Genomic DNA, 22,199 nt, shown 5'->3' on the forward strand with positions numbered 1-22,199 from the left:
GTATGACGCAGCCCGAATCCGCGTTCCTCTCCGTGACCTACGTGAGCACCTCCGCTGCGCCGCTGACCCAGACCGCCCTCGAAGCGATCCTCCGGCAGTCCCGCGACAACAACGGACGCTCCGGCCTCACCGGCATGCTCGCTGTGCGCGGCGACGACTTCTTCCAGGTGATCGAAGGGCCTCCTACGGCCGTGCGCCACGTGCTGCAGCGGTTGCGCGAGGACACCCGACACAGCGAGCTGCGGGTCCTGGTCGAAGAGGAGATCGACTACCGGCGGTTCCCTGACTGGACCATGCGCTGCGAGAACCTCGACGACTACCCGGCTGATTCGATCCCCGGCTACCGGGCGTCGCACGAGGACGAATCGGACGCACGGCGCCATCGCATCCTGGACCTCGTGCGATGGTTCCAACACCGCGCCACCCGCGCCCTGGCCGAGCGCGGTCGCTCGGCGACGTCGGCGTCCTAGCCGCCGGCGAAGGGCGGGAGGACGTCGACCCGGGCGCCGAGCGGACGGGCGTCGTCGCGACTGACGACGCCGTCGACGAGGAACGAGCCTGAAGCGAGCACCTTGGCCATCGCGTCGCCGTAGCGCTCGAGCAGCACGGACTTCAGCTCGCCGACCGTCGCGACCGCCGGCAAGGACTCCTCGGGGACGCCGGCGGCCTCCTCGGCAGCGGCGAAGTAGCGCACGAGCACCTGCAGGGTCGTCGTCTCAGCCACCGATCGCTCCCATGCTCCGCTCAGGTCGGACGAAGTCGGGCGATGCGATGCGGTGCCCGGCCTGCTTGTGCCACATCGCCGCGCGCCAGCGGTCCGCGATCTCGACGTCCTCGACGCCCGAACGCAGCATGCCCCGGAGGTCGGTCTCGTCGTCGCCGAAGAGGCAGGAGCGGATCGTCCCCTCGGCCGTGAGCCGGGTTCGGTCGCAGTCGTCGCAGAACGAGCGCGTGACCGAGGCGATGATGCCGACCGTCGCCGGGCCGCCGTCGACGAGCCACTCCTCGGCGGGAGCGGACGGATCTTCGCGATGCGGGGCAGTGAGCGTGAAACGGGAGCCGAGGACGTCGAGCAATTCGGCCGCGTCGACCATGTTCTCGCGCACCCACGCCTCGTCGGCGTCGAGCGGCATCTGCTCGATGAACCGGAGGCGGCAACCGTTCTCGATCGCCCAGGAGAGGAGGGCGACCGCGCCGTCGAGCGTGTCGCGCATGAGGACGGCGTTGATCTTGAGCGGCGTCAGCCCGGCGCGCTTGGCGGCCTCGATGCCGGCCAGGACGGCGGGGAGTCGGTCGCGACGCGTGAGTCGCGCGAAGTGGTCGCGGTCGACGGTGTCGAGGGAGATGTTCACGCGGGTGAGCCCGGCGGCCACGAGCTCGTCGACGCGCTTGTCGAGTCCGATACCGTTCGTCGTCATGGAGATCGAGGCGTCGCCGGCGACCGCGGAGCTGCGGGCGATGATCTCCGCGAGGTCGGGGCGCATGAGCGGCTCGCCACCCGTGAAGCGGATGTCGTGCACCCCGAGGTCGCGGACGGCGATCTCGACGAGGCGACCGATCTCGGTGGGCGTCAGCAGGTCGTCGCGGGCGATCGCGGGGAGACCCTGCTCGGGCATGCAGTACGTGCAGCGCAGCGAGCACTTCTCCGTGATCGACACCCGGAGGTCGCGGGCGACCCTGCCGAAGCGGTCGATGAGGCCGTCGACGTCGGGGCGCCCGGCAGCGTCCGGGATGTGCCTGAGCGGCGACCCGATGCGTGGGATTCCTAGCCCGACTGTGGTCATCCCCCCAGGGTACGGGGATGGACGGCCGACTTGCCCCTCTAGAGCCGCTTCGGGGAGGAACGCCCAGCGGGCGCGCGTAGCATGACGGACATGGAGCCCCGCCGCCGCACCCTGCTCGCCGGCGCGTCCGGCGTCGTCGCAGCCGTCGCCACCCTCGGGTCGGCCGAGGCCGTCGCAGCCTTCGTCGCCCCCGCGAGCTCGCCGCTGCTCGCCGTGGGTTCCCTCGTGATCGACCTCGTGCCCGGTTGGGTGAAGGACCTCGTCATCGCCCTGTTCGGCACCAACGACAAGCTCGTGCTGCTCATCGTGCTCGGCGTCCTGGTCGCGGCCCTCGCCGTCGGGATCGGGATCCTCGAGGAGCGTCGACCGGTGGTCGGCAGCATCGCGCTCGCGCTCGTCGGTGTCGTCGCGGTCGTCGCAGCGATCACCCGCGCGGACGCGGGCCTCGACTGGGCGTTCCCGAGCGTCGTCGGTACCGCGGTCGGCATCCTCGTCCTGCGACTGCTCGTGACCCGGCTCCGCACCTGGGACGACGCGACGGTCGCGGATGAAGCCCGGCCGGTCGTCGGCGCCTCGCGGGCCGAACTCCCCCGGCGCTCCTTCCTCGTCCTGCTCGGCGGCACCGCGGTCGGCGCACTCGTCGTCGGCGTCGGCGCGCGCGTCGCCTCGGCCGGAGCGGTCGCCGTGGAGACCATCCGGAAGGCGCTTAAGCTCCCGACGGCCGCCGTCGCCGCACCGCCGGTCCCCGCCGGAGCCGAACTCGGTATCGACGGACTCACCCCGGTCGTGTCGGCGAACGACTCCTTCTACCGGATCGACACCGCCCTCCAGGTGCCGAACATCGACCCCTCGACCTGGAGCCTCAAGATCACCGGCATGGTCGAGCAGGAGGTCGAGATCGGGTTCGAGGAACTCCTCGCCCTCCCACTCCAGGAGTCGATCATCACGCTGACCTGCGTCTCGAACCCCGTCGGCGGCGACCTCATCGGCAACGCGCTCTGGCTCGGGTATCCGATCCGCGAGTTGCTCGCCCGCGCGAAGCCCAAGGCCGGAGCCGACATGGTCCTGTCGCGGAGCATCGACGGGTTCACCGCCGGCACTCCGCTCGAGGTCCTGCAGGACGAGGATCGCGACAGCCTCCTCGCCGTCGGGATGAACGGACAACCGCTCCCCCTGCAGCACGGCTTCCCGGTGCGCATGGTCGTGCCGGGGCTCTACGGCTACGTCTCCGCCACGAAGTGGGTCGTCGAGCTGGAAGTGACCCGCTATGCGGACGCCCGGGCCTACTGGACCGACCGCGGCTGGTCCGAGCGCGGGCCCATCAAGACGGAGTCGCGCATCGACGTGCCACGCAACGGTGGCCGTGTCGCGGCGGGGAACGTCGCGATCGCCGGCGTCGCCTGGGCGCAGCACACGGGCGTGAACCGGGTCCAGGTCCGGATCGACGACGGCGACTGGCTCGACACGACGCTCGCGACCGCCATCTCCGACGACACCTGGGTGCAGTGGGTCCTCCAGTGGGACGCCCCGGCCGGCGACCACACCATCGCCGTGCGCGCGACCGATGCCGCCGGGAAGACGCAGAGCGAGACCCCCGTCGACGTCGTCCCCGACGGTGCAGAGGGCTGGCACACCATCTCCGTCGGCGTCGACTGACCCGAGATCATCACGATTCCGAACCGGGACACCACCGTGTCACCGGCGCGGAGTATCGTCACTCGGGCACGTCCCTCACGCTCCCGTCCGGCTGCGCCGCCGACCGGAGCACTGGTCTCGCGCCAGGCCCGCTCCACCTCGTCACCCGTCCGCGCGATGCCCCGCGCCGGACACGAACCGTCTAAGGACCTCACGTGGCCCTCCTCGCCCTCGCCCTCCGACACGCCAAGCCGTACGCGGCCTGGGTGGTCGCGGTGTTCGTGCTGCAGCTCGTCTCGACGATCGCGGCCCTCTACCTCCCCAGCCTGAACGCCCAGATCATCGACCAGGGCGTCTCCCGCGGCGACACCGACTTCATCTGGTCCACCGGCATGACCATGCTGCTCGTCTGCCTCGTCCAGGTGGCCGCAGCCATCGGCGGGGTCTACTTCGGCGCCCGCACCGCCATGGCCATCGGCCGCGACCTGCGCCGGGAGTTCTACCGGAAGGTCGACTCGCTCGGCGCCCTCGAGATCGGCGGCTTCGGCAGCGCGACGCTCATCACGCGCGGCACGAACGACGTCCAGCAGGTCCAGATGCTCGTCCTCATGACCCTCAACTTCATGGTGTCCGCGCCCATCATGTGCGTCGGCGGCATCATCATGGCGCTTCGCGAGGACGCGGGGCTGTCGTGGCTCGTGTGGGTCTCCGTGCCGGTGCTGTTCATCATCGTCGGGTTCCTGGTCTACCTCCTCATGCCGCTGTTCCGCCAGATGCAGGACCGCATCGACGGCATCAACAGCGTGCTGCGCGAGCAGATCATCGGCATCCGTGTCGTCCGGGCGTTCGTCCGCGAGCCGTTCGAGTCGGAGCGGTACGATCGCGCGAACGAGGCGCTCACCCGCGTGTCCATCAAGGTCGGCAACATCTTCGTCCTCATGTTCCCGGTCATCATGATGGTCCTCCACCTGGCGACGGCTGCCGTGCTCTGGTTCGGTGGCCAGCGGGTGGACGCCGGACAGATGCAGGTCGGTTCCCTCACCGCGTTCCTCCAGTACCTGCTCCAGATCCTCACCTCGGTGATGATGGGCGTCTTCATGGTCATGATGATCCCTCGCGCGGTCGTGTGCGCCGAGCGCATCCAGAGCGTCCTCGACACCGAGCCGAGCCTCACGGTGCCGACGAGCACCGACATCCGCGTGCCGTCGGTCGGACGGGTCGAGTTCACCGGCGTCACCTTCGGCTACCCCGGTGCGGAGCGACCGGTCCTGTCGGACGTCACGTTCACGGCGGAGCCCGGCAAGACCACCGCGATCGTCGGCTCCACCGGCTCCGGCAAGACGACGCTGCTCTCGCTCATCCCGCGCCTCTACGACCCGCAGCAGGGCCACGTCACCATCGACGGCGTCCCTGTCTCGCAGCTCACCCGGCAGCAGATCGCCGGGGTCGTCGGGATCGTGCCACAGAAGCCGTACTTGTTCTCGGGCACGATCGCCTCGAACCTCCGGTTCGGACGTCCCGACGCCACCGACGACGAGCTGTGGAGCGCCCTCGCCGTCGCGCAGGCTGAGGACTTCGTCCGCGCGAAGCCGAAGATGCTGAACGACGGCGTCGCCCAGGGCGGGACGAACGTGTCCGGCGGCCAACGTCAGCGCCTGTGCATCGCCAGGGCCCTCGTCGCGAAGCCTCTGGTCTACCTCTTCGACGACTCGTTCTCGGCCCTCGACGTCGCCACCGACGCCCGACTCCGCGCAGCCCTCGGCGACAGCACCGCCGACGCGACCGTCATCATCGTCGCGCAGCGAATCGCGACCATCCGCGAGGCCGATCACATCATCGTCATGAACGACGGCGGCATCGTCGGCCGCGGCACCCACGACGAACTCCTCGAATCCAACGAGACGTATCGGGAGATCGTCCAATCGCAGCTCGCTGTGGAAGGGGTGGCGTGACCATGGCCCGTTCACCACGTGACAAGCGCTCCTCCGGTCCCTCGAAGGACACCGCTCAGGCCCCAGAGTTGACCGCGGTCGAGGAGGAGGCGCTCGCACCGGAGTTCACGCCGGGTGAGTCCGACGGCGACATGTTCGGCGGCACCCCGTCGAAGAAGGCCGAGCAGTTCTGGCCCTCCGCGAAGCGGCTCATCGGTCTCCTCGCCCCCGAGAAGGTCAAGATGAGCCTCGTCGTCGGGCTCGTCGTGCTCTCCGTCGTCCTCACGGTCATCGCCCCGAAGATCCTCGGGCTCGCGATGGACGCGATCTTCAACGGCGTCATCGGCTCGCAGCTCCCGGCGGGCGTCCCGCTCGACCAGATCGTTGACGAAGCACGGGCCTCCGGCAACGACCAGTACGCCGACATGCTCGTGAAGTCCGACATCACGCCCGGTCAGGGAATCGACTTCACCCTGCTCGGCCGCCTCATCATCATCGTGCTCGCCATGTACATCGTCGCGTCGATCCTCAACTGGGCGCAGGGATACATCCTCAACGGCCTCGTCATGCGCGTGGTCTACACCCTCCGCCAGGACATCGAACGGAAGCTCAACCGCCTCCCGCTCAGCTACTTCGACACCCGCCAGCGCGGCGACCTCATGTCCCGGGTCACGAACGACGTCGACAACATCCAGACCGCCCTGCAACAGGCGTTCTCGCAACTCGTGCAGTCTGCGCTCACGGTGCTCGGCATCACGGCGATGATGTTCATCGTGTCGTGGCAGCTCGCCCTCATCGCGCTGATCGCGCTGCCCCTGTCCGCATTGATCGCCGGGGTCATCGGCTCGCGGTCGCAGAAGCTCTTCACCGCGCAGTGGAAGAACACCGGCTCGCTCAACGGGCACATCGAGGAGTCGTTCTCGGGGCTCGAGCTCGTGCGCGTCTTCGGCCGCGACAAGGAGATGCTCGCCGAGTTCGACGAGCGCAACGAGAAGCTCTACACGGCCGCGTTCGGAGCGCAGTTCGTGTCCGGCATGATCATGCCGGCGATGACCTTCGTGTCCTACCTGTCCTACGTGCTCATCGCGGTCGTCGGCGGCCTGCGCGTCGCCTCCGGGCAGATGACGCTCGGCGACGCGACGGCGTTCATCCAGTACTCCCGCGAGTTCTCGCAGCCGCTCGGTCAGATCGCCGGCATGGCGAACCAGCTGCAGTCGGGTGTCGCCTCCGCCGAGCGCACCTTCGAGCTGCTCGACGCCGAGGAACAGGACCCGGAGACGGCGACGGCACACCTGCCCGAGCACACCGACGGCCACGTCGAGTTCGACGGCGTCTCCTTCAGCTACGACCCCGAGAAGCCGCTCATCGAAGACCTCTCCTTCTCCGCGCAGCCGGGTCAGACCGTCGCGATCGTCGGCCCGACCGGGGCCGGGAAGACGACCCTCGTGAACCTCGTCATGCGGTTCTACGAACTCACGGGTGGTCGCATCCTGCTCGACGGCGTCGACATCACCGCCTTGACGCGCGCCGAGCTGCGGTCGCAGGTCGGAATGGTGCTGCAGGACGCCTGGTTGTTCGAGGGGACGATCCGCGAGAACATCCGGTACGGCCGACTCGACGCGAGCGACGCGGAGGTCGTCGAGGCCGCTGAGGCGACGATGGTCGACCGCTTCGTGCGGCAGCTGCCCGACGGCTACGACACCGTGCTCGACGCGGACGGCGGCAGTGTCTCGGCCGGTGAACGCCAGCTCATCACGATCGCCCGTGCGTTCATCGCGAAGCCGAAGCTGCTCATCCTCGACGAGGCGACGTCCTCCGTCGACACGCGGACCGAGCTGCTGGTGCAGCACGCGATGGCGGCACTGCGGTCCGACCGCACCTCGTTCGTCATCGCCCACCGCTTGTCGACCATCCGCGACGCGGACACGATCCTCGTGATGGAGAACGGCCGCATCGTCGAGCAGGGCTCGCACGCGCAGCTCCTCGAGGTCGACGGTGCGTACGCCGAGCTCTACCGCACGCAGTTCCGTGGCGGCGAGGAGCGGTCGGCGATCGACGAGGCAGCCGTCGCCAGCGGGTCCGACACGGCGCACGCACCGCGCAGCTGATCCGACACCGACGCCACGACGGGCGGGCGCTCGATTCCCGAGCGCCCGCCCGTCGGTTCAGCTGAGGGTGGTCGACCGCCAGGTGCCCTGATCGTTCACCCACAACCGCCCGTTCCCGACGAGGATGTCGCCGGAGCGACCGCCGTACGGCCGCGCGAGCCCCATGTGGCGCGTGGAGAGGTAGCTCGTGTTCGGCTGCGCGTTCGCGTGCGCCGTGTTGCTCGTCTCCCAGCGGTTGCCCTGCACCACCGAGTGCCCGGTCGTGCCGAAGGTGTCGAGGCCGTACTCGCATTCGCGTCCCGTGTTGCCGATGATCGTCGCGCCACCGGTGCAGTTGCTCACGGCGACCGCCACCCGGATGCGGTCGATGCGGTTCCCCATGACCACGATCGAACCGGCACCCTGATGGAGCACCCCGAACCCGTTGGAGGTCGCGGCCCCGGTGATGGAGTTGTCGGAGACCACCGCATCCTCGGCGAGGTACGACACGACACCGCCCACCGAGCCCGATGCGAGCGTGACGGCGACGCGGTTGCCTGAGACGACGGGTTGTCTCGTCCGATCGAGCGCGATCCCGATCGGGCAGGTGCCGCCGGCGATGCGGACCACGTTGTCGGTGATGAGCGCGTCGACGGCACCGATGACGGTGGTCGAACCGCGGGGCGGTGTCGCCGCCTGGGCCATGATGCCCGCTGCCGCGACGCCGCGGATCTCGATGACGTTCCCGGAGACCACGGTTCCCTGCGCGTCGCGGTAGATCATCACCGGGCAGCGCTTCGGCCCCCAGGCGGACCCCTGGTCGTCGTCGGTCGTGCGTGTCCAGCGCACCGTGTTCGCGACCAGGGCGACGGATCGGGTGTCGATGACGGCGAGTCCCCACCAGGTCGCGTCGGACACGGTGTTGCCGGTCACGACGGTGTGGGCCATGCCCTCGACGGCGATGGACCGGCGGAACGGCCCGGTGACGACATTGCCCTCGATCGTGACCATCGAGTCGGCCCAGGACCCGGGGTCGACCGCGTAGTCGGGCAGGTTCTCGGCATGGATGCCGACCCGTGCGTCGGTGCCGGGGGCGGCCGAGACGATGTTGCCCACGATCGCCGATCGCGCACCCCAGACGGTGATGCCGTCGCCGCGATCCTCGCCCGCAGACGAGGCGGATCCCCGCCCTCCGCCCGAGCCGACGATGTTCAGGACATGGCACGCGGAGATGACGACGCCCTCGAACTCGCCCGCCGGTTGCACGGCGATGCCGTTCTGGAACCCGTCGACGGTGACGCCGTCGATCAGGACGTCGCTCGCCCAGATGCTGATCCCGGTGTTGCGCTCACCCGTGCTCGACGCCGGCGGGCCCGCGTAGCTGACCCGGACACCGGTCACCGAGCTGCCCGACACGATGAGCTTCAGCGCCGGGGCCGCCTCGACACCTCCGACGAACCGCAGCTCGCCGCGCCCGCGGAGATGGACGCGACGGTCGATCCGGATCGTCGCGTCCACGGCGATGACGTCGCCGCCGCGGACGATCACGGTGCTGCCGGCCGGGACAGCCGCGAACCAGGCGAGGACCGCGGTGGTGCTGACGGAGGCGCCGGTCGGGTCGATCCCGGGACCTTCGAGCACGAGTTCGACGGGCGGGGCGGCCTGGGCGTCCGCACTCCCGGTCGGCGCCGACGGCGCGGGGTCGGGGTCGGGTGGTGACGACGGGACTTCGGGGTCGGGATCGGGCTCGACGGCCGTCGGTTCGGGATCCGGGGTGGGGTCGGCTCCCGCTCCGGTCCTCCGCCACCGAGCCGTTCCGTCGCGTCGTGATGTCTTGTCCACAATCCATACAGTACAGAAGCATGAGGTACAAAAGCATCTTAGGATGAGAGTCCGGGGCGTTCACCGCCGCCCGACCACTCAGGAGCACCATGCCGTCACCCGCGAAACGCGCGACCGGACCGGGCCGCCGACCGGCACCTCGCGTCGACCACACCGCCTTCGCCGGTGCCCGCGCCATCGCCGCCTGGTGGGTGGTGTGCTCGCACTCCGCGGACTGGCTGTTCTCCGTACTGCCCGAGCTCTCGTGGCTCGCGCCGATGGCCCACACCGGACTCGCCGTGGACGTCTTCTTCGTCCTGAGCGGGTACACGATTGCCCGGGCCTACCTGGATCGGCGCTGGACCTGGCCCGCCTACGGTCGCTACCTCCGGAACCGCGTGGCGCGCCTCTACCCGGCTCACGTGGCCGTACTCCTCGCCTTCGTGCTGCTCTGTGTCGGTGGGGCGATGGTCGGTGTCCCAACGGACGACGGGGCGTTCCCGCCCATCGGCCTCCTCGCCGAATTCACCCTCACCCGCGCGTGGTTCGGCGACGCACTGTGGTGGAACCCGCCCGCATGGTCACTGTCGGCCCAGTTCCTCGCGTTCATCCTGTTCCCGGTGATCGCCTTCGCCTTCCGCGGCCGGATGCGCGGCCCGGTCCCGGTGATCGCCCTCGCAATCGGACTCGTCTGCGCGACGACGATCGCAGCCGCTGTCGCGCCGTCGGCCATGAACGGCATGGCACCCCCAGCTGTCCGGGTGCTGTACTGTTTCACGCTCGGCATCTGTGTGGCGGAGTGGACGGCGGCCCTCCCGGCCACCCGACGAGCGGCGTGGGTCGCTGCGGGAGGTGCCGTCGGTCTGGTGATGGCGGCGATCGCACTCGAACCCGGAGCACCACGAGCCTGGGCAGCGATCACCTTCGCGGGGATCATCGTCGGAGGCCTGGCGGTCGCGAGTCCGCGCTCCACGGCGGTGCTGCGTAGTCGCCCAGCGCGCTTCCTGGGGCAGCTCTCGTTCTCCACGTACCTCGTGCACGTCTTCGTGCTCATCCTGCTGGCGAAAGTGATCACGCCGAGCGCCGTCGACGGCATGCCCCTCCTCCTCCGGGCCCCGATCATCCCGGTCTGGTTCGGCTCGATCCTCGCCGCGTCGTGGCTGCTCCACACGCTCGTGGAGGTGCCGTGGCATCGGAGACTCGCAGCACCGCGCACGAGCCAGGCCGTCCATGCCGACGGATCGGCGACGGGCGCTTAGGCGTTCGTCCCCGACAGCGGGCGCCGCACCGTGCGGACGCCCCGCGCGACACGCTCGGGGAGTCGCAACGCAGCGCTGACGAAGGCGAGCACCGCCACGGCGAGCGACACCCAGAGTACGGACCAGGCGGCCTCGGTGGGCGGGCCCAGCAGCAGCGACGCCGCCGCATCCCCGACGCCGCCGGGGATCGCGACCGACACCGCGAACACGAGGGCGAGTCGGGCAGCGCCGAGCAGGATGAGCGTCAGGCCCGCCGCGAGCAGGACGCCGATCGCAGCTCCGGCGACCGTCCGGCTCGGGTTGCGGCGCCCCAGCCAGAGCAGGATCACCCCGAGTGCGAGGAGCCCGATCGCGAGCCAGGGCGACCAACCCGCCGCCGTTTCGATCACCCGGATGCCATCGAGCACGGGCGCGACCTGCGACGCCGGGACGACGTCGACCACGCGGTCGACGTCCGGGATGGCGGCCGCGAAGCCGAACCCCGCGTCGACCAGCCAGGTGCGGGTCGCGGAGACGATCGGTCCCAACTGCACGCCCAGGCCCTGCTCGGCCGAGACGTCGATGACGGCACCCTGGGAACCGGCGACGCCCGCGACGAGCTGCTCATGCGTGACGCGGAGGGCCTCGGTCCATGCGGTCGCGAACGCGGGCGAGGCCGCGAACTCGGCGACGTTCCGGCGCAGGACCTCGCGCAGCGCATCCGCGGTGTCGCCGCCGATCGCGCCGAGCACTTCCGAGATCGCCGGCGGGAGCGAGAGGGTCGCCGCAAGGTCGGCCGGTACTGCAGCCGCCGCATCGAGGTCGACCTGACTCTCCAGCGCGGCGAGCGCCTGGTCACCCACGAAGGCTTGAACGGCGGGGTCCGTGGCCAGCGGGGCGAGGGTGTCGACGAACGTGTCGGTGTCGCGGAGCATCGTGTCCGCCCAGGTGCTGACGAGGGCGACCGGGATCAACAGGGCGCCGATCACGATCGCGACCGTGCCGAAGAACCCCCACGCGCCCGCTCCACGTCGCACCGGCTGCTCGACGGCCTCCGCCCGGAGCGCGTCGAAGGTGACGAAGTCGTTGCGGGCGTCGGACGACGGGTGATCGGTCACGCGCTCGAGTCTACGAGTGGGCGCCGCCCGGGCGTCTGGATCCGCGAGACCGCGCGATCGCCTCGACCGCCGCGACTGTCGATACCGTCACCCGTTCTGGCAGCGCGTCGAGCGGGAACCACCGGAGACCGCCGTGCTTCTCCGGCTCTCGGAGTTCAGGCTCGCCGACGGTGTCCTCCGCGAGGTACACCGGCGAGATCCAGTGCTGGTGCAGCGCCTGCTCGAAATGGTCGACGACGCACAACAGCTCGATCGATCCGAGCTCGAGCCCGGTCTCCTCCAGTGCCTCGCGACGGACGGCGTCCTCGAGGCGTTCCATCCAGTCGACCTTCCCGCCGGGGATGCCCCAGGATCCGGCCTCGGGCTCGCGGAGGCGCTCGAGGAGGAGGATCCGACCGTCGCGGACGATCGCGACCCCGCACCCGGAGCGCGGGTGCGACACGGGCTCTTCAGCGGGCGGAAGCGCGGTGGACGACACGTGCTCACGCTACTCGACGCTGCACCAGCTCGGCCGTGAACGATCACGGTACGCTTGCTCCCGGCACCACGACGATTCGATGATGAAAGCGCAGACCATGCCCTACGAAGCAGCCGAAACCCGTTACGACGACATGACCTACCGCCGCGTGGGCCGCAGCGGACTGCGCCTCCCCGCGCTGTCCCTCGGTCTCTGGCACAACTTCGGCGAAGGCCGCAGCATCGAGGTCCAGCGGGCCATCGTGCGCCGCGCCTTCGACCTCGGGATCACCCACTTCGACCTCGCCAACAACTACGGCCCGCCCGCGGGTTCCGCCGAGACCGCCTTCGGCCGCATCTTCGCGGAGGACCTCGCGGCCCACCGTGACGAGATCATCATCACCTCGAAGGCCGGCTACTACATGTGGCAGGGGCCATACGGCGAGTGGGGCTCGCGCAAGACCATGCTGTCCTCGCTCGACCAGAGCCTCGGCCGTATCGGCGTCGAGTACGTCGACGTCTTCTACTCGCACCGCCCCGACCCGGAGACCCCGATCGAGGAGACGATGGGTTCGCTCGCGACGGCGGTCAAGCAGGGCAAGGCGCTGTACGCCGGCATCTCGAACTACTCCCCCGAGCAGACCATCGCCGCGGCGGCCGCGCTTCGTGAGCACGGTGTCCCGCTGCTCGTGCACCAGCCCCGCTACTCGATGTTCTCCCGCGAGGTCGAGGACGGTCTGCTCGACACCCTCGACGACCTCGGTCTCGGTGCCGTCGTCTTCAGCCCCCTCGCGCAGGGCATGCTGACCGACCGCTACCTCGGTGGGACGGTTCCGTCGGACTCGCGTGCGGCGACGAGCCACTTCCTCAACGAGGAATCGATCACGGACACCTATCTCCAGCGCGCCCGCGGTCTGCAGACGATCGCCGAGGAACGCGGCCAGACGCTCGCGCAGCTGGCGCTCTCGTGGGTGCTGCGCCGCGACACGGTCACGTCGGCGATCATCGGTGCCAGCTCGGTCGAGCAGCTCGAGGGCAACTACGCGGCGATCCACCGCCTGGACTTCGACGACGCCGAACTCGCGCGCATCGACGAGTTCGCCGTCCACGGCACCCTCCGCTAGCCCACCCTCGTCTCCGCACGCATACCTGACTCAGGACAGCTCGGGCGCGTCGCCTCCGCACCCACCCGACCCGCCGGAGTTCTCCTGAGACAGGTTCACAACTCAGGAGGATGTCGGCGCGGCATGCAGAACGCCCCGGTGTGTCGGGATGACACGCCGGGGCGTTCCTGAGTTGCGAACCGCGCGGAGTCGGGTCAGATGAGGTCGTCCGAGAGGTGGTTCGGCGTGCCGAAGCGGTGCGCCGTGATCGAGACCGCCTGCTCCTGGAGGAACGGCAGCAGCTCGATGCGGCCGGCCTCGGTGACGTCGCCCGCGTAGATCGCGACGTCGGGGCTGCCGGAGGTCGCGTGGGCGACACCCTCGGTCGTCCCACAGATGATCCGGACGCGCGCGCCGGTCTTCGTCCCGACGAGCGAGGCGGCGGTGACGTACCAGCGGTCCTCGCTCTCGACGGTGATCCCACCGGCGATAGCCTCGACGGCGGGGACGAGCTTCGGCGGCAGCGCGACGGCGGACGACACGTGCACGGTCGCGCCCGCGGTCGCACCGGCGGCGACGACGCGGAGAAGTTCCGCGACCGAACCGCCGTCCACGAGACGCACGTGGACCTCACGCGGCACGTACCGGAACACGTTGCGCTCGGCGGTCAGCTTCGAGACGTCCTTCGCGACCCCGAACTCGTCGGCCCACGCTGCCGCGTCGCTCGCGACCGACCGGCGCAGGAACGCGAACTCGTCGGCGGTGAGCACCGCGTCAGCGGCACGCAGCAACGAGGCGACAGCGGGCTTCGGGCCACGGCGCTCCGCCGACCGACCGACGGTGCGCTCAGCTGTGCTCTCAGCGCTCGACCACGAGCCGAGGCCGATGAGGTAGTTCGGGCCACCGGCCTTCGTCCCCGCGCCGACCGCGGACTTCTTCCAACCGCCGAACGGCTGACGCTGCACGATCGCGCCGGTGATGCCGCGGTTCACGTACAGGTTGCCGGCCTGGATGCCGTCGAGCCAGAGGCGCAGCTCGGCCGGGTTCAGGGAGTGCAGCCCGGCGGTGAGACCGTAGTCGATCTCGTTCTGGATGGCGATGGCCTCCTCGAGGGTCTCGGCCGTCATGATCCCGAGGATCGGGCCGAAGTACTCGGTGAGGTGGTACTCGGAGCCGCGGGCGACGCCGGCACGCACGCCGGGGCTCCACAGCTTGCCGCTGTCGTCGAGCTGCTTCGGCTCGACGAGCCACGACTCACCGGAGCCGAGCGTCGTCAGGCCGCCGAGCAGCTTGCCCTTCGCCGGCTCGATGATCGGACCCATCTGCGTGGTCGGGTCGACCGGGTAGCCGACCTTGAGCGACGTGACGGCGTCGACGAGCTGGTGACGGAAGCGGCGCGAGGACGCGACCGACCCGACGAGGATCACGAGCGACGCGGCCGAGCACTTCTGACCGGCGTGACCGAAGGCCGACGCGACGACGTCCTTCACCGCGAGGTCGAGGTCGGCGCTCGGCGTGACGATGATCGCGTTCTTGCCGGACGTCTCGGCGAGGAGCGGCAGCTCAGGGCGGAAGGAGCGGAACAGCTCCGCCGTCTCGTAGCCACCGGTGAGGATGACGCGCTCCACCGCCGGGTGGGCGATCAGGCGCTCACCGAGCGAGTTGTCGGCCAGCTGCGCGAAGCGGAGCACCTCGCGCGGCACACCAGCCTCCCAGAGCGCCTCGATCATGACCGCGCCGCTGCGGCGAGCCTGACGGGCGGGCTTGATGATGACGGGCGACCCGGCGGCGAGCGCCGCGAGGGTCGAGCCGGCGGGGATGGCGACGGGGAAGTTCCACGGCGGCGTGACGACGGTGAGCTTCGCGGGGGTGAAGGTCGCGCCGTCCACGTGGTCGAGCTCGCGGGCGCGCTCGGCGTAGTAGTGGGCGAAGTCGATCGCCTCGGACACCTCGGGGTCGGACTGGTCGAGGGTCTTGCCGGTCTCGGACGCCATGACCTCCATGAGGTCGGAGCGACGCTGCTCGAGGACGTCGCCGGCGCGGTGCAGGATGACCGCACGCTCGGCGCCGGAGAGCGAGCCCCACGAGGCGCCTGCTGCAGTCGCTCCGTCGATGACGGCGTCGAGGGCTTCGACGCTGTCGAGGATGGACGCGGCGACGGTGTCGTTCCCGAGCCGCGACTCGGTGACGCGGGTGAGGATGTCGCGTCCCCAGACCCGGTTCGCGGGGAGCGAGGGGTCGGTGTCGGGGGTGTTCTCGAACGCGTCGACCGGGGAGGCCTCGGCCGGCTTCGTGCGGTCCTGCTGCCGGTTCGGCGCGGGGACGGTGGTGTCCAGCTCCGCGAGCGACGCGAGGAACCGCTGCTGCTCACGGGCGAAGAGGGTCTCGTTCTCGCTCAACTCGAACACGGCGGACATGAAGTTGTCCTGGCTCGCTCCCTCCTCCAGGCGGCGGATGAGGTAGGCGATGGCGACGTCGAACTCCTGCGGGTGCACGACCGGCGTGTAGAGCAGGAGCTCGCCGACGTCGCGCTTCACAGCCTCGGCCTGGCCCTGCGCCATGCCGAGCAGCATCTCGAACTCGACGCCGCGTTCGACGCCCCGCTGCTTGGCGAGCAGCCAGGCGAAGGCGATGTCGAAGAGGTTGTGGCCGGCGACGCCGATGCGCACGTTGTCGATGCGGTCGGGGTGCAGGGCGTACTCGACGACGCGCTTGTAGTTGGTGTCGGAGTCCTGTTTGGTGGACCAGGTGGCGAGTGGCCAGTCGTGGAGCGACGACTCGACCTGCTCCATGGGGAGGTTGGCGCCCTTCACGATGCGCACCTTGATGCCGGCGCCGCCCGCGGCACGACGACCGGCCGACCACTCCTGGAGACGGATCATCGCGGAGAGCGCGTCGGGCAGGTAGGCCTGCAGGACGATGCCGGCCTCGAGGTCGTGGAACTGCGGGAGGTCGAGGAGCTTGGTGAAGACCGCGATGGTGAGGTCGAGGTCCTTGTACTCCTCCATGTCGAGGTTGATGAACTTCGCAGGTGTCGCCTTGGCGGCACGCTCGAACAGCGGGGTGAGGCTCGTGACCACATGCTCGACGGCTTCGTCGAACGCCCAGACCGAGTGGGGGCTGACGGTCGACGACACCTTGATGGAGACGTAGTCGACGTCGGGGCGCGCGAGCAGCTTGTGCGTGCCCTCGAGACGACGCGCGGCCTCACCCGTACCGAGAACGGCCTCGCCGAGCAGGTTGACGTTGAGCCGGGTGCCGGGCGTCTTGATCTTCGCGATCGCGGGGCCGAGCTTCTTGTCGGTGGCGTCGACGACGAGGTGGCCGACCATGTTGCGGAGCACCTTGCGGGAGATCGGGATGACGACGCCGGGCAGGATCGGGGCGAACGCACCGCCGCAGCGGACGGCGGCCTTCAGGTACCAGGGGAGGAACGCGGGCACCTTCGGGGCGATCGTCTGCAGGGTGCGGGCCGCGACGCGGAGGTCCTCCGGACGAACGACACCGTCGACGAAGCCGACCGTGAACTCGAGGCCGGTCGGGTCCTTCAACACACCGGCGAGCTGCTGCGCGGAGGCGTCGGCGGGGATAGTCGAGGCCGTCTGGAGCCAGCGGCGGACGAGGGCGATGGCCTCGGTGGCGAGGGCGTCGCGGTCGAGCTGCTGCGTCGATGCAAGAGTGTCGGTCATGGTGCCAGTATCGGCGTCGGGACCAATAAGATACAGCGAAGGTTTTCGAACGATATCCATCGGTTGAGCCGATGGTTTTGGAGGGCACCGTGCTGGACGTCCGACGGCTCCGCCTGCTGCGCGAACTCAAGATCCGCGGGACGATCGCCGAGGTCGCCGCAGCCCTCAACTTCAGCCCCTCCTCCGTGTCGCAGCAGCTCTCAGTCCTCGAGCAGGAGACCGGCGTCGAGCTCCTGCGGAAGGTCGGTCGACGGGTGCAGCTCACCCCGCAGGCCGAGATCCTCGTGGGGCACACGGACGCCCTCCTCGACACGCTCGAGCGCGCCGAGGCCGACCTCGGGGCCTCCCTCACGACCGTGTCGGGCACCATCCGCGTCGCGGTCTTCCAGTCGGCGGCGCTCGCGCTCATGCCGGCGGCCCTCAGCGCCATGCGCCGCGACCACCCGGACGTCCGCGTCGAGATGGTGCAGCACGAACCGGAGACGGCGCTGGCCGAGACCTGGGCGCGCGACTTCGACGTCGTCGTCGCGGAGCAGTACCCCGCCCACGCCGCCCCGAGGCACCCCGGACTCGACCGCCGTCAGCTCGCCACCGACCCGATCCGACTCGCGTGCCCGCCGGTCGCGAACGAGATCCACCCGGTGCTGCGCATCGAGGACGCGGCCGACCTCCCCTGGGTGATGGAGCCGCACGGAGCGGCGTCGCGACACTTCGCCGAGCAGTTGTGCCGCCGTGCGGGGTTCGAGCCCGACGTCCGCTACCAGACCGCCGACCTCCAGGCGCAGATCCGGTTGATCGAGTCCGGCAACGCGGTCGCCCTCATCCCCGACCTCCAGTGGGCGGGCGAGCCGGCCAGCTGTCGCCTCGTCGACCTGCCCGACCTCCCGCGACGCACCATCTTCACCTCCGCGCGCGAGGCCGGCGTCACCCGCCCGGCGATCGTCGCCTTCCGCGCCGCCCTCGAGGACGCGGCGGCCTGACCCATCCCCGGTCCCTGAGCTTGTCGAAGGGCGGTCCCTGAGTAACACCCGCCGGTCCCTGAGTAACACCGGCCGGTCCCTTCGACAGGCTCAGGGACCGAATGCAAGGGGGGTGCGCCTCCCAGCCGCCGGTGCTTGGCTGGAATTTCCGCATTCCTTCGAAGGAGCACCCGCATGACCGACACCACCACCCGTCCAGCAACCGCCGCCGGCACCTTCTCGCTCGGCGGCGACCTCACCGTCAACCGACTCGGCTACGGCACGATGCAGCTCACCGGCGAGGGGGTCTGGGGCGAGCCCGACGACCGCGACGGCGCCATCCGCCTGATCAAGCGCGCCGCTGAGCTCGGCGTGAACTTCTTCGACAGCGCCGACGCCTACGGTCCGGACGTCACCGACACCCTTCTCCGCGAGGCGCTGCACCCCTACGACGACATCGTGATCGCGACGAAGGTCGGCCAGACGCGACAGGGTCCCGGCGAGTGGACGCCCACCGGCGTGCCCGCCTACCTCCGCCAGCAGGTCGAGCTCGGCCTCCGCCGTCTCGCCGTCGACCGCATCGACCTCCTGCAGTTGCACCGGATCGACCCGACCGTGCCGCTCGAGGACCAGATCGGCGAGCTGCGCAAGCTGCAGGACGAGGGCAAGATCCGACACATCGGCCTCAGCCAGGTCAGCGTCGCCGAGGTCGAGGCGGCCCAGCAGATCGCTCCGATCGCGTCGGTGCAGAACCTCTACAACCTCACCGACCGCTCCTCGGAGGACCTCCTCGACTGGTCGACCGAGCACGGCGTCGCCTTCATCCCGTGGTTCCCGCTGGCGACCGGCGCCCTCAGCAAGGAGGACGGCCCACTCACGCAGCTCGCCGAGCGACACGACGCGACCCCGTCGCAGCTCGCGCTGGCCTGGCTGCTCAAGCGCTCGCCCGTCATGCTCCCGATCCCGGGGACGTCGAGCATCGAGCACCTCGAGGACAACCTGCAGGGTGCGACGATCGAGCTCACCGACGACGAGTTCGAGGAGCTGTCCGCCGTCTCGGAGTAACGCTCCCACCGCCCTTCGACACTTCGACAGGCTCAGTGCGGCGCAGCTCAGGGACCGCACCGTTGGTCACTGAGCGGCCACCCGGTCACTGAGCTTGTCGAAGTGCAGCGCAGCTCAGGGACCGGACCACAGCTGCCCGGACGCCGAGTGGCCCCACCCGGTCGCTGAGCTTGTCGAAGTGCAGCGCAGCTCAGGACCTGGTCACTGGGTCGGCCGACGAGGCCGAGAGCGACGGGGCTCCATCGCGTTCTGCAGACAGGCCGAGGTCGAAGACCCGGTCGCATCGGTCGGCGACCCGCCGATCGTGAGTGACCACCAGCAGTGTCTTGCCGTAGTCCTGCTGTAGCGACAGCATTTCAGCGACTGCTACATCCGCCAGGGCGTCATCGAGGGCTCCCGTCGGTTCGTCCGCGAGGATGAGCTCTCCCGGCTTCACGAGGCAACGAGCGAGCGCGACGCGCTGACGCTCTCCCCCGGACAGCGTCATGACCCGGTCGTGCGCGACCTGCCGAAGACCGAGTCGGTTGAGTATTTCCATGATCTGCTGCTCCTTCGCTCGTCGGCCGAGTCTCACAGCATGAAGACCGATCAGGACGTTCTCGAAGGCCGTCGAAGCACCGATCAGCGCGAACGACTGGAAGAGGTAGTTGATGTGGTCGCGGCGCAGATGCGACGCCGCCCGGCTGTTGATCCGTGGAAGCGGTGCGCCGCGGAAACGCACTTCGCCGCCGCTGCACTCGTCGAGGAGCCCTGCGATGTTCAACAACGTCGATTTGCCGGAACCTGACGGCCCCACGATGGCGACCGATTCGCCACGCTGGACCTCGAAGTCCACGCAGTCGAGGACGCGGCGTGAACCGTACTGCTTGGTCAGCTGGTCGATCATGAGCAGTGGTGTCACTGTGGGTCCGTCCTAGTCCTTGAGCATGATGGTCAGTTGCAGCCGCGAGAGGGTTCGCGCAAGGAACACGAACAGGATGAGTTGTGCCGCGGACATGACGGCGATCCCCAGGATCGCGCTCCGCGAAGAGGACAGCGCCGCGGCTGTCACTGCCGAGGCACAGACCACGCCGACGAGGACGAAGGCGGGCGCGAAGATGCTGCTGGATGAATACCCGAGCATCCTCTTGACGGCCATCGATTCCCGATACGTGGTCGAATACAGCCTCATCAGCGCAGTGAGCAGCAACAAGCAGAACAGGCCAAGGAAGAGAATCATCACGCCGAAGAGTTGCACCACCGACTGGATGGACTTCGTGAGGCCCGCGACGAAATCGCCGACCGGGAGAAATTCGACCCCGTTGTCGTCCAGGTCGAATCTCGAGAGGTATGACTGATTCGCATAGCTCTTCGATGCGCCCCGGCTGAGCTTGACGTAACTGTTGTCCAACCCGACCGCGGCGAGGCTTTCGCTTTCGAACGGGATCATGTTCTCCGGGGTCGTCACGAGGATGACCGCGTCGGTGACCCCATTCCACCCAGCCGGATTCGTGCTCCACGGGAACAGCGCTTCGGCGGGGTGGTAGTTCCGGAAGGTGACGATCCGGTCGTCGAAGAAGGCCGTGCGGATCGCCGGTTCGTAGGCGACGTCACTGTGCTCACCGAGCCACCCGCGGACTGCGGCTTGCGCCGATCCCGTCCAGGAATCCGGAATCAGGAAGACACGTTCGCCGGCCTCGGCACGCTCGACGAGACCGGCGTCCACCGCGAAGCCCTGTGACGCGAGGGCGTTCGGCGAGGCCACCACATACCAGAACGGCCGCTCCGGAACGGATTGGTACACTCCCGACCACACGTCCAGCACACTCCGGTCGACATACTGGCTGTTGACGAGGCCGACGCCGCGCGCGTCGGCGATCGAGGTGTACCAGTCGTAGAAATCGCGCTGATACTGGCCTGACTGTCCGGCGAAACTCGCCTCATCCTCACCCGCCTTCGTCTGGTACAGGATCTCCTGATCGGCCACCGCCGCCCATGATTCGCTGACCCCTGCGAGCGTTCCGGCTTCCTTCATCGGACCGTCGAGAAAGATGAACGTCGTGGTGAATCCGGCCATCGCCATCGCGTGAATACCGGCGAGCACGCCGAGCAGAATTCGCCGCGAGAAGCGTCCGGCGATCGCGTCGACCGGTTTGACCGCGACGAGCGCGAGGGCCGCGATCGCCACACACCCGACTGGTAGGAGCATTCCGGCCACTGCGGCACTCCATGCAGCGACGAGCATCGTCGGGTTCACGCTGTATCCCGGCGCCATCAGCGGTACGGCGATCATCGACAGCGCAATGGTCGCAACGATCGCGACGACGACGGGTCTCAACAGCACGACGGCGAAACCCAAGCGCGACCTTCCCAGGAGGAGATGCACGCCGAGCACGCGGAACGCACGCACTGCCTCGAAGAGGAGAACGAGCAACAGCAGGAGAGCCGTGGCTATCACGAATCCTTGAAGCAGGCGGGCGCTCATCCCGCTGTCCGTCACATGACCGCGGAGCGGTGCGAGCATCCGGTCCGACGAGAGCCCCGTCGCCGATTCGAGCGAACTGAGCAACTCCGTCAACTGCTCCTCGTCGGCTCCCGAAACCCGGTAAGCACCGTTGACCGTACCCGACGTTTCCACGAGCCGCGCGAGTTGCACCACGGAGAACCGCGGCGCGAACAACAACTCCGGAACAGGGTGGATCACATCTGCCGCGTTGGCGTCGAGGCCGATCGATGCGGCGGGATCGGCCCTGGCGAGATCGGCGATCTGGTCGATGTCGACCAGCGTCGTCCCGAGGAAATCCAACGTGAGCGATGCCGGAGCATTGTCTCCGGTCATGACCCCGACGCGCATCCCGGTCAATGAGCCGTCAGCATCGGACAACTCTTGATCCACTCTCACGATGGCTGCCTCGTCGGCGGTGGCGAACTCACCGAGAATGCCCAGTACGCGAGTCGTTTGCGCCTCGGAAACGTCATAGAGGGAGATCTCTGTGGAACCGCGAGGATACTCATCGATCTCTCGACGAAGCAGGCTCCCTTGACCGATCACGTAGAGCACACTCATCAGTGCTCCGATGACGATCACGAGCACGACGCTCGTCACTTTCGACCAGAGGGCCATGTGTGTTGCCGTCTCTCTTTCGCCGACCGCCGGTTCTCCGGACACTCTCGTGAGGTCGCCCCAGACGACGGAGACCTCACGAGAGGCCGAAGATGTGAACGAAGAACCTATCCTCGGGCGTTCCAGTAGGCCGTCGCCGAGCCCGTCCCGACCCACTGTTCAGCGCTCGCAAGCACTCCCGGGGCTTTCCAACCTGAGAAGGTCGTATTT

16 protein-coding genes are annotated in these 22,199 nt (G+C 69.0%); 8 read left to right on the top strand and 8 right to left on the bottom strand.

Annotated features, from left to right (window positions below):
- Positions 1 to 2: 2 nt before the first annotated feature.
- Complete coding sequence (locus tag ACZZZB_RS09815; protein WP_229939756.1) at positions 3 to 470, top strand: BLUF domain-containing protein; 468 nt, start codon at positions 3 to 5, stop codon at positions 468 to 470.
- Here ACZZZB_RS09815 and ACZZZB_RS09820 read toward each other — a convergent pair.
- Complete coding sequence (locus ACZZZB_RS09820) at positions 467 to 724, bottom strand: MoaD/ThiS family protein (RefSeq protein ID WP_064293945.1); 258 nt, start codon at positions 722 to 724, stop codon at positions 467 to 469. The two genes, ACZZZB_RS09815 and ACZZZB_RS09820, sit on opposite strands and share 4 nt — an antisense overlap.
- Positions 717 to 1,784, bottom strand: a complete 1,068-nt coding sequence (gene moaA, locus ACZZZB_RS09825; RefSeq protein ID WP_064293946.1) for a GTP 3',8-cyclase MoaA — start codon at positions 1,782 to 1,784, stop codon at positions 717 to 719. Before moaA ends, ACZZZB_RS09820 begins: the two co-directional genes overlap by 8 nt.
- Positions 1,785 to 1,874: 90 nt before the next feature.
- On the opposite strand from moaA, the gene ACZZZB_RS09830 reads away from it, so the two are divergent.
- The 3 genes from ACZZZB_RS09830 (at position 1,875) to ACZZZB_RS09840 (ending at position 7,458) form a co-directional block, all read left to right on the top strand.
- Positions 1,875 to 3,440, top strand: a complete 1,566-nt coding sequence (locus tag ACZZZB_RS09830; protein WP_194642993.1) for a molybdopterin-dependent oxidoreductase — start codon at positions 1,875 to 1,877, stop codon at positions 3,438 to 3,440.
- A 194-nt stretch (positions 3,441 to 3,634) separates the two neighbouring features.
- Positions 3,635 to 5,371, top strand: coding sequence for an ABC transporter ATP-binding protein (locus ACZZZB_RS09835; protein ID WP_463529571.1), 1,737 nt, complete (start codon positions 3,635 to 3,637; stop codon positions 5,369 to 5,371).
- Between the two features lie 2 nt (positions 5,372 to 5,373).
- Positions 5,374 to 7,458 carry an ABC transporter ATP-binding protein gene (locus ACZZZB_RS09840; protein ID WP_463529572.1) on the top strand — a complete coding sequence of 695 codons (2,085 nt, stop codon included), beginning with the start codon at positions 5,374 to 5,376 and terminating at the stop codon, positions 7,456 to 7,458.
- A gap of 57 nt (positions 7,459 to 7,515) precedes the next feature.
- Here the strand turns inward: ACZZZB_RS09840 and ACZZZB_RS09845 are convergent, their stop codons facing one another.
- Entirely contained in the window at positions 7,516 to 9,279 is a 1,764-nt protein-coding gene (locus ACZZZB_RS09845; RefSeq protein ID WP_161578581.1) for a right-handed parallel beta-helix repeat-containing protein, read from the bottom strand.
- Between the two features lie 89 nt (positions 9,280 to 9,368).
- On the opposite strand from ACZZZB_RS09845, the gene ACZZZB_RS09850 reads away from it, so the two are divergent.
- On the top strand, positions 9,369 to 10,517 hold the full coding sequence (locus tag ACZZZB_RS09850) for an acyltransferase family protein (protein WP_463529573.1): 1,149 nt from the start codon (positions 9,369 to 9,371) through the stop codon (positions 10,515 to 10,517).
- Here ACZZZB_RS09850 and ACZZZB_RS09855 read toward each other — a convergent pair.
- Together ACZZZB_RS09855 and ACZZZB_RS09860 are read right to left on the bottom strand one after the other, a co-directional pair.
- Positions 10,514 to 11,614, bottom strand: a complete 1,101-nt coding sequence (locus ACZZZB_RS09855) for a serine/threonine-protein kinase (RefSeq protein WP_463529574.1) — start codon at positions 11,612 to 11,614, stop codon at positions 10,514 to 10,516. The genes ACZZZB_RS09850 and ACZZZB_RS09855 overlap by 4 nt on opposite strands.
- 10 nt (positions 11,615 to 11,624) lie before the next feature.
- Positions 11,625 to 12,092: an NUDIX hydrolase gene (locus ACZZZB_RS09860; RefSeq protein ID WP_463529575.1), complete on the bottom strand. Its 468-nt coding sequence runs from the start codon at positions 12,090 to 12,092 to the stop codon at positions 11,625 to 11,627.
- Positions 12,093 to 12,189: 97 nt separating this feature from the next.
- On the opposite strand from ACZZZB_RS09860, the gene ACZZZB_RS09865 reads away from it, so the two are divergent.
- Positions 12,190 to 13,194: an aldo/keto reductase gene (locus ACZZZB_RS09865; protein WP_463530553.1), complete on the top strand. Its 1,005-nt coding sequence runs from the start codon at positions 12,190 to 12,192 to the stop codon at positions 13,192 to 13,194.
- Between the two features lie 194 nt (positions 13,195 to 13,388).
- Here ACZZZB_RS09865 and ACZZZB_RS09870 read toward each other — a convergent pair whose 3' ends face one another.
- Positions 13,389 to 16,862 carry a bifunctional proline dehydrogenase/L-glutamate gamma-semialdehyde dehydrogenase gene (locus tag ACZZZB_RS09870; protein ID WP_463529576.1) on the bottom strand — a complete coding sequence of 1,158 codons (3,474 nt, stop codon included), beginning with the start codon at positions 16,860 to 16,862 and terminating at the stop codon, positions 13,389 to 13,391.
- Between the two features lie 89 nt (positions 16,863 to 16,951).
- On the opposite strand from ACZZZB_RS09870, the gene ACZZZB_RS09875 reads away from it, so the two are divergent.
- Both ACZZZB_RS09875 and ACZZZB_RS09880 read left to right on the top strand, forming a co-directional pair.
- Positions 16,952 to 17,842, top strand: coding sequence for a LysR family transcriptional regulator (locus ACZZZB_RS09875; RefSeq protein ID WP_079003772.1), 891 nt, complete (start codon positions 16,952 to 16,954; stop codon positions 17,840 to 17,842).
- A 174-nt stretch (positions 17,843 to 18,016) separates the two neighbouring features.
- Positions 18,017 to 18,886 carry an aldo/keto reductase gene (locus tag ACZZZB_RS09880; RefSeq protein WP_463529577.1) on the top strand — a complete coding sequence of 290 codons (870 nt, stop codon included), beginning with the start codon at positions 18,017 to 18,019 and terminating at the stop codon, positions 18,884 to 18,886.
- A gap of 190 nt (positions 18,887 to 19,076) precedes the next feature.
- Here the strand turns inward: ACZZZB_RS09880 and ACZZZB_RS09885 are convergent, their stop codons facing one another.
- Complete coding sequence (locus ACZZZB_RS09885; protein WP_463529578.1) at positions 19,077 to 19,787, bottom strand: ABC transporter ATP-binding protein; 711 nt, start codon at positions 19,785 to 19,787, stop codon at positions 19,077 to 19,079.
- Between the two features lie 12 nt (positions 19,788 to 19,799).
- Positions 19,800 to 21,989, bottom strand: coding sequence for a hypothetical protein (locus tag ACZZZB_RS09890; RefSeq protein WP_463529579.1), 2,190 nt, complete (start codon positions 21,987 to 21,989; stop codon positions 19,800 to 19,802).
- Positions 21,990 to 22,199 lie beyond the last annotated feature (210 nt).

The sequence above is a fragment of the Plantibacter sp. AC185 genome, from assembly GCF_979258065.1.

What these genes read in the sequence shown, in the direction of transcription:
- ACZZZB_RS09815 (WP_229939756.1), top strand. Translation starts at nt 3, where the DNA reads ATGACGCAGCCCGAATCCGCGTTCCTCTCCGTGACCTACGTGAGCACC.
- moaA (WP_064293946.1), bottom strand. Translation starts at nt 1,784, where the DNA reads ATGACCACAGTCGGGCTAGGAATCCCACGCATCGGGTCGCCGCTCAGG.
- ACZZZB_RS09830 (WP_194642993.1), top strand. Translation starts at nt 1,875, where the DNA reads ATGGAGCCCCGCCGCCGCACCCTGCTCGCCGGCGCGTCCGGCGTCGTC.
- ACZZZB_RS09840 (WP_463529572.1), top strand. Translation starts at nt 5,374, where the DNA reads ATGGCCCGTTCACCACGTGACAAGCGCTCCTCCGGTCCCTCGAAGGAC.
- ACZZZB_RS09850 (WP_463529573.1), top strand. Translation starts at nt 9,369, where the DNA reads ATGCCGTCACCCGCGAAACGCGCGACCGGACCGGGCCGCCGACCGGCA.
- ACZZZB_RS09865 (WP_463530553.1), top strand. Translation starts at nt 12,190, where the DNA reads ATGCCCTACGAAGCAGCCGAAACCCGTTACGACGACATGACCTACCGC.
- ACZZZB_RS09870 (WP_463529576.1), bottom strand. Translation starts at nt 16,862, where the DNA reads ATGACCGACACTCTTGCATCGACGCAGCAGCTCGACCGCGACGCCCTC.
- ACZZZB_RS09880 (WP_463529577.1), top strand. Translation starts at nt 18,017, where the DNA reads ATGACCGACACCACCACCCGTCCAGCAACCGCCGCCGGCACCTTCTCG.
- ACZZZB_RS09890 (WP_463529579.1), bottom strand. Translation starts at nt 21,989, where the DNA reads ATGGCCCTCTGGTCGAAAGTGACGAGCGTCGTGCTCGTGATCGTCATC.